The organism is Flavobacterium sp. (assembly GCF_036515215.1).
In the GTDB taxonomy this organism is placed as follows: Bacteria; Bacteroidota; Bacteroidia; order Flavobacteriales; family Flavobacteriaceae; genus Flavobacterium.
The window spans coordinates 1-7,211 of the sequence record NZ_DATBVQ010000106.1 but is presented as its reverse complement, the minus strand read 5'-3'; the positions used below and the strand labels follow the sequence as shown (position 1 = coordinate 7,211).

The 7,211-nt window shown below is 42.7% G+C and carries 5 protein-coding genes and 1 tRNA gene; 2 read left to right on the top strand and 4 right to left on the bottom strand.

Annotation, left to right across the window (positions count from 1 at the left end; translation table 11 throughout):
• The 4 genes from VIH09_RS07195 to VIH09_RS07180 all read right to left on the bottom strand — a co-directional run.
• On the bottom strand, positions 1-1,508 hold a 1,508-nt coding region (locus VIH09_RS07195; protein ID WP_331579345.1), incomplete at its 3' end, for a carboxypeptidase-like regulatory domain-containing protein.
• A 404-nt stretch (positions 1,509-1,912) separates the two neighbouring features.
• On the bottom strand, positions 1,913-3,124 hold the full coding sequence (locus VIH09_RS07190) for an MFS transporter (RefSeq protein ID WP_331579343.1): 1,212 nt from the start codon (positions 3,122-3,124) through the stop codon (positions 1,913-1,915).
• 124 nt (positions 3,125-3,248) lie between these two features.
• A complete protein-coding gene (locus VIH09_RS07185; RefSeq protein WP_331579341.1) occupies positions 3,249-4,289 on the bottom strand; it encodes a Gfo/Idh/MocA family oxidoreductase in 1,041 nt (346 codons plus the stop codon).
• A gap of 96 nt (positions 4,290-4,385) precedes the next feature.
• Entirely contained in the window at positions 4,386-5,453 is a 1,068-nt protein-coding gene (locus VIH09_RS07180; protein ID WP_331579339.1) for an NADH:flavin oxidoreductase/NADH oxidase, read from the bottom strand.
• A 200-nt stretch (positions 5,454-5,653) separates the two neighbouring features.
• Between VIH09_RS07180 and rseP the strand changes: the two genes are divergently transcribed.
• Positions 5,654-6,997: an RIP metalloprotease RseP gene (rseP, locus tag VIH09_RS07175; RefSeq protein ID WP_331579337.1), complete on the top strand. Its 1,344-nt coding sequence runs from the start codon at positions 5,654-5,656 to the stop codon at positions 6,995-6,997.
• Positions 6,998-7,135: 138 nt separating this feature from the next.
• Positions 7,136-7,209: transfer RNA gene (locus VIH09_RS07170), tRNA-Asn, on the top strand.
• Positions 7,210-7,211: the final 2 nt, after the last annotated feature.

Sequence of the window (7,211 nt, the reverse complement as noted above, 5' to 3'; positions counted from 1 at the left end):
AAATTCCGAAAAGAACCTCCGGCATTCACTAGTAGATTCTCGTTCAGTTGCGTATTGAAAATCGAAGTCGCCACGATTGTTTTGTCATCGGTGCGGTCTTCATATAGAACATAATGGCTTTTGGCTGCTTCATATCCTGATATGTTTCCGTCAGCATCCAAAATTGGGTTTTGATTGGCTTGATACATTGCCTGCCAATCGATTTGCCGGTTGGCCAGAAACTGAATCCCGCTTTTCTCCGCGTTTTCATAATCGGGCGTGAACTCGCCCGAGTATTCCCCATTGTCCTTTGCGTACATCGAAGTGTAATAAGAGGGCAATTTCCTGAAATAAGTCGGGTCAGGGCTATTTGCACTTTGGTAGTCGATGTTGCTGTTCCCGATTTTGCCGAATTGATACATCACACCCGAATTCAGGTTGGTGTGGTCATTTATTTTGAAAAAGTGGTTCAGCATCAAGATGGGCTCCTCGATAGTCTTGGTTCTGGCATTCCTCTTTTTTCCGTCCTGAAAGCCCCAATAGGAATTGTACTTTTCAGAAGTCAGCTGCGTCACCTCAGCCGTATTCGGGGAGTTTTTACCACGGGAGTTTGGCGTGTAAAATCCGGTGAAATTCAGTGAGTGGCTTTCATTCAACTTCTTTTCGACACTTATGAAAAGAGAATTTGCATCATAAGTTGTTCCTTCAAAATGACCTTCTTGCGCTAACCTTTTACCCGCTGAAACGACAAAAGCCCAACCGTCACTGCCCATTCCCGACGCATAGATTCCCATAGCTCGCCAACTATAATTAGTGTTCGTTCCCGAAAAAGTAATTCTGGAACCCGTTCTGTAGGTGGAAGCACGGGTATTAATTTCTTGGGTCCCAAGTATGCCCCCGAAAGTATAATCGGAAGGGGCCGTCCCTACTGAAAATTCCTGGTTCCGGGTGGCGTCGTTGAGCCCGCCCCAGTTGCCCCATTGCGGTCTTCCGTCATACAGTTTGTTCATGGCGACGCCATTAATCATTGTTGTCGCATTTTCACTGTCCAATCCTCGGATCCTGAATCTCGCCTGCCCCCAACTGAAAGCGGCGGCTTGTTGAAAAGCGTCTTTGGAGGATTGCAACAGTCCCGAAGTACTTTCGGAACCGCTATTGTCGTCACTTAAATCGTTGTCGAAAAGTCGGATTATGCTGGCTTGCACTTCCGAGATTTGGTCCTCTTCCAGAACAACGGTTCCCAAGTCCAGCAGCTGGCCGGAAACTACGGTCACCGGAATCAAAGCGTCCTTGAAGCCCTGACTGTGGAACAGGAGCAGATGCTCGCCTTCAGCAACGTCTCGAAAAATGAATTCCCCATCAGTCGTAGTCAATTGCATAAAAGCGGTATTCTGGATCGAAACGACAACGTAGGCTATCGGTTTCTGGTTTTTGGAATCCAAAACCGTTCCGGTGATTCCTGTTTCATTTTGCGCAAAAACCAATCCCAATTGGAATATGAAGAAAAGAGTCAGGAAAAGGTTTTTCATAGTTGTATTCTAAATAAATTCAAAATTTTTCATTTTTTAGACCATCAAAAAACATCCCCGAGGGAGAATTAATGGAATGTCACAGGAAAATGTTTTTGGGAAAATTTAGAGAAAGCTATAAAACGTGGTATTGAGAAAGCCGAGCAATTTTATTGTCGAAAATATTAATTAAATATAATTAAAATACCGTTAAGTTGTTGATTGTCAGTAAAAAATAACTTTTGTATTGCAGGTTTTCCTAACTATTGCTTCGCAGTTGTTTGGGCTTACTATAAGAAATGAAAACCGCAAAAAATTACGATGGCAGCAAGCATCCTTTATTGCCGGGGTTCGGCAGTAAAGATGCTGCGCACAGCGGGAGTAGTTTTATTATGGAAACGGAACTTGTGCTCCTAAATAAGCAATTAACGGATCGCTTTGATCCTGGAAACCATAACGGCGATCAGAAGCCCGAAAACCCCTATGAAAGCGAAGGAGAACCGCAAACTCGACAATTCGGCGATGTATCCGATTACGGGCGGGCCCATCAAAAAACCCAGAAAACTGACGCTTGACACTATCGTCAAGGCTTCGCCCGGGGGAACGGTAGGATTTTTCCCCGCAATGCTGTAGAGTGTGGGAACAATGGTGGAAACTCCCAAACCGACGAACATGAAAGCGATCGTGGAAGGAATGATATACGGGAAAAATACCGACGTGAAAAGCCCCGCCGAGATCAGAATTCCGCTGATTTGCATCACCAATTTCCTGCCAAACCTGTGAATGAGACCGTCGCCAAAAAAGCGGCCTCCAGCCATCATGATCATGAAGGAAGTGTAGCCCAAAATCACCAAAGGCCCGGGGGCATGTATGACGTCTTTGAAATAGACACCGCTCCAGTCGAACATCACCCCTTCGCTGGCCATGCAGCAAAAGCCTATCAGACCGAGATATATTAGGGCACTGTCCGGTTTTGTGAACAATTTTTTCTTTTCGGTTTTGGGTATTTCCTTGGCCTTGATCAGGTATTTATAATTGAATGCCATCATCAAAACCACAATTGCGCCCACAATCAGAAAATGATGGTATGGAGAAAGCCGTAATGCCAGCATTCCCAGACCCACCAAAGCGCCGGTAAAACCTGCAAAACTCCACATACCGTGAAAAGAGGACATGATGGTTTTCTTGAAAAGCTCTTCGGTATAGACGCCCTGCGTGTTTACGGCAATATTGTTCAGGTTTCCAAATATTCCGAACATAAACAGTGCGATGGACAATTGCCAAGAAGTCGCCGCCAATCCAAGGTTGGTGAGGCTAAAAACGTATAATAAAGAAGAAAATATCAGCACACGATGGCTGCCAAATCGGGTCACTAGTTTTCCCGAAAAGGGCATGATCAACAATTGCCCTAAGGGAACCGCGAACAAAAGGGTTCCCAACTCCGCCGAGCCTAAATCTAAAGCCGTTTTGATGTCGGGAATTCGGCTGGCCCAGGTGGCAAAACACAAGCCCATACCAAAATAAAAAGAGGAAACCGCCCAACGGATTCTGTTGAGATAGGAAATTTTGGCGTTCTGGTAGGTCTTCTTGTATTTTCCTTTTGCTTTAAACTTGGCAATAAATTTTAAATCTATCAAAATGGCGGGCTTTTACTATTTGAACGGCAAAAATACAAAAAGCAATTGTCCAGAGCCATTAAATCAGTTAAGGCAGCAGAATTACAACGTTATTGTTTATAAAAAATGAGGCCACAGATTAATACTACAAATCAATCACTTTTTTTAGTTCGCTACTTTGAATTGCCGCTTCAATAATTTGCATTACCCTCACACCGTCTTGGGCCGTCACCGGTTCAACAGTATCACTGGCAATTGAATTGTAAACCCCGTCAAAAAAAGCATAATAGTTCCCGTGCAAAGTGGGAATTTTTCCATTCATGATTATTCCGTCTATATTGGTGTGCAACAATCCTTCCTTTTCCGTGGGTTCTTTTCCCCATGAGTCCAAATTGGGCTTTTTACCTAATTTCAAGTCGTCTTCCTGTACGTCCCCGCGTGGTTTCAGGAAAGACCCTTTCTTGCCGTGGACCTGATAGGCCGGAATGGCTTCTCGCACAAAAAAACTGGCTTTCAATCGCAGCCTGAAAGTATCATAATACAAAACGATATCAATACAATCGTCGACCAAAGAATGTTCACGGGTGATTCGCACATCTGCAAAAACAGCATTTGGAAATCCGAATAAATATAGGGCCTGGTCTATCAAATGCGGGCCTAAATCCTTAAGGATGCCGGCTCCAGAATTGGCCGTTTCCTTATGTTGTTTTGGACTCAGATTGGGGTTGTATCGGTCAAAATGAAACTCGGCTTCAACGATATCGCCCAAAACGCCGTCTGAAATAATTTGCTGCACCGTTTTGAGGTCGCTGTCCCATCGTCTGTTTTGAAAAACGGACAGTTTTACTCCCTTTTCTCTGGCCAGTGCCGCCAGTTCTTGTGCTTCGGCAACTGTGGTTGTAAATGCTTTTTCGACAATGGCGTGCTTTCCCGCCAACAAGACTTTTTTGGCATATTCAAAGTGGGTTCCCACTGGCGTGTTCACGACCACCAAATCAACATCGTCCTCGAGAACCGCTTCCAGAGCGTGATAACTTTTCACATTCGGATAATCCTCTTGAATTAATTTCTTGCTTCTTTCCCAGGATCCGAGGAGTTGGTACCCCGGATGGAGTTCCAAAAATGGTGCATGAAACACTTTACCTGACATCCCGTAGGAAAGTAGTGCAGTTTTTATTATTTGCATATTCTATTCTGTTTAAAAAAGACTTCCGTTTGCCAATTGACTCAAAACGGCTAATCCCGATTGGTAAAATTAGGTCCTATTCGATTCTAATTGGCTCTATCTAATTTTAGCCCTATCGTATTGTTTTGGCCATTGTACATCAGTATCCAATTCCTTCGCGAATGTCAAACCTAGATTTGGATTCCTCAATGACTCCCTGGCAAACAAGACCAAATCCGCTTTTCCGGAGGTCAAAATTTCTTCTGCTTGGGCGGCCTCGGTGATTAAGCCTACGGCGCCGGTCAATATTCCGGTTTCTTTTTTGATTCTTTCCGCGAAAGGAACCTGATAATTGGGACCCAACGCAATTTTTTGATACGGAACCGCTCCACCTGAAGAAACATCTATTAAGTCAACACCCTTTTCTTTTAATATTTTCGAAAGCTGCACCGATTCATCGATGTTCCAACCGCCGTCAGCCCAATCGGTAGCCGAAATCCTGACGAATAAAGGCAGTTCCTTTGGCCATTCTGATTGGACCGCCTCAAGCACTTCCAGCATCATGCGAATGCGGTTCTCGAAACTTCCGCCGTATTCATCCGTCCTTAAATTGGACAAAGGCGACATGAATTCATGCAGTAAATAACCATGCGCGGCATGAATTTCCATTACTTGAAAACCGGCTTCAACGGATCTTCTGGCAGCCGATTTGAAATCGGAAATCACTTTTTGGATTCCTGTTTTGTCCAAGGCTACAGGAGTCTCATTGTCATGAAATCCAATTGCGCTTGGCGCTACAGTTTCCCATCCCCCGTGAGCGGAATCAATTTTTTTACCGCCTTCCCATGGTGCGGAAGAGCTGGCTTTTCTGCCTGCATGCGCCAATTGGATTCCGGGAACTGCGTTTTGGCCGATGATGAAACGGTTAATGTGTTGCATTTTTTCGATCTGCTCGTCTTTCCAAAGCCCCAAATCTCCGGGAGAGATTCGACCTTCCGCCGAAACGGCAGTCGCTTCTTGAATTATCAGTCCCGCTCCGCCTGTGGCTCGACTGCCCAAATGCACGAGATGCCAATCATTGGCAAAGCCATTTATTGCTGAATATTGACACATTGGTGAAATGGCGATTCTGTTTTTTATGGTAATGCTTTTTATTTGCAATGGACTGAATAATATTGAAGACATAGATTTGATTTTAAAATGTTTTAGTGAACAATGAATGAAATTCACATTTAACATGTAAAGTTACATGACCTGCGTCTAAGTAAAAAATCTAATGGCACAATTATTGGCAAACCATTTTTAATATTGGCGAATTGTAAACCTTTCAAGATAACTTAGAAAACCTTACTTTTGCGCATCACTTAAAGAACCAAAATTAAAAAATGGATATATTCATCAAGCTTTCTCAATTTCTATTGAGTTTATCATTACTTATCATACTGCACGAACTGGGGCATTTCATTCCTGCTAAATTATTTAAAACCAGGGTCGAAAAATTCTATTTGTTTTTTGACGTCAAATATTCCCTATTAAAAAAGAAAATCGGCGAAACCGAATACGGTATCGGCTGGTTGCCCTTGGGAGGTTATGTGAAAATTTCCGGAATGATTGACGAGAGTATGGACAAGGAACAGATGGCTTTGCCGCCGCAACCTTGGGAATTCAGATCTAAACCGGCCTATCAGCGTTTGATCATCATGCTTGGTGGTGTTACGGTCAACTTCATTTTGGCCTTCATCATTTACATCGGGATGGCATTTGCCTACGGCGACACCTATATCGCCAACTCTGATTTACAAGATGGTCTTATGATCGAGAATCAAGCCATGCAAAATGCGGGTTTCAAAACGGGTGACAGAATCATCTCTGTAGATGGTCAAAAAATCGCCAAATTTGATAATGACATCAGCCTAAAAATCATAATGGCAAAAAATGTCCTAATCGAAAGAAACGGAACACAACAAACAATCAAAATGCCCATCGATTTTATCGATCAATTATCTAAATATGAAAAGGCTCCAATTGTGGAGATAAGAATGCCGTTTGCTATTAGTGCCATCAGTGACGAATCTCCAAACACTAATTTGCAACCTAAAGATATTATTACTTCTTTAAACGGTCAAAAAACAAAATATTTTGATGAAGCAAAATTGATTTTAGATAACAACAAAGGAAAAACCATTCCTGCAACTGTCTTACGCAATCAAAAAGAGGAAAGCATCAATGTAAAAGTATCTGAAGAAGGTACGCTTGGCGTAAATTTAGGCGGGATAAGTCTGGAATCTTTAGAGAAACTAGGCTACTATAAGGTGAGCAAACAAGAATTTAGTTTCATGGAATCCATTCCGGTGGGAATCACCAGAGGAAAAGAGCAACTGCTGGGTTATGGGAAACAGCTGAAAATGATTTTCAGCCCAAGCACGGGCGCTTACAAACAAGTGGGTGGATTTAAGGCTATTTTTGATATTTTCCCAAGTTCATGGGACTGGGAACATTTCTGGACCATCACGGCTTTATTATCGATTATGCTAGGTGTAATGAACCTATTACCTATCCCGGCACTCGATGGTGGTCATGTGATGTTTCTATTGTACGAAATTATTTCAGGTAAAAAACCGAGCGACAAATTCCTGGAGAATGCTCAAATGGTTGGTTTCGTATTACTTATAACGTTATTGTTATTTGCCAATGGAAATGACATTTACAAGGCGATTATAGGGAAGTAAAAAAAAGTAAAAAAAAATTAATTTTTGCTTGCAGAAATCAAATTTACCCCTATCTTTGCACCGCTTTACAAGTGAAACAAACATCACTACTAAGCGCACAAAAACGTTCATTCATTACAGAATAAAAAATATACAGTTTCCTTCTTAGCTCAGTTGGTTAGAGCATCTGACTGTTAATCAGAGGGTCCTTGGTTCGAGCCCAAGAGAGGGAGCT

Excerpts from the sequence above, each read along its gene's own strand:
- VIH09_RS07180 (WP_331579339.1), bottom strand. The coding sequence starts at position 5,453 with ATGTCTTCAATATTATTCAGTCCATTGCAAATAAAAAGCATTACCATA.
- rseP (WP_331579337.1), top strand. The coding sequence starts at position 5,654 with ATGGATATATTCATCAAGCTTTCTCAATTTCTATTGAGTTTATCATTA.
- VIH09_RS07185 (WP_331579341.1), bottom strand. The coding sequence starts at position 4,289 with ATGCAAATAATAAAAACTGCACTACTTTCCTACGGGATGTCAGGTAAA.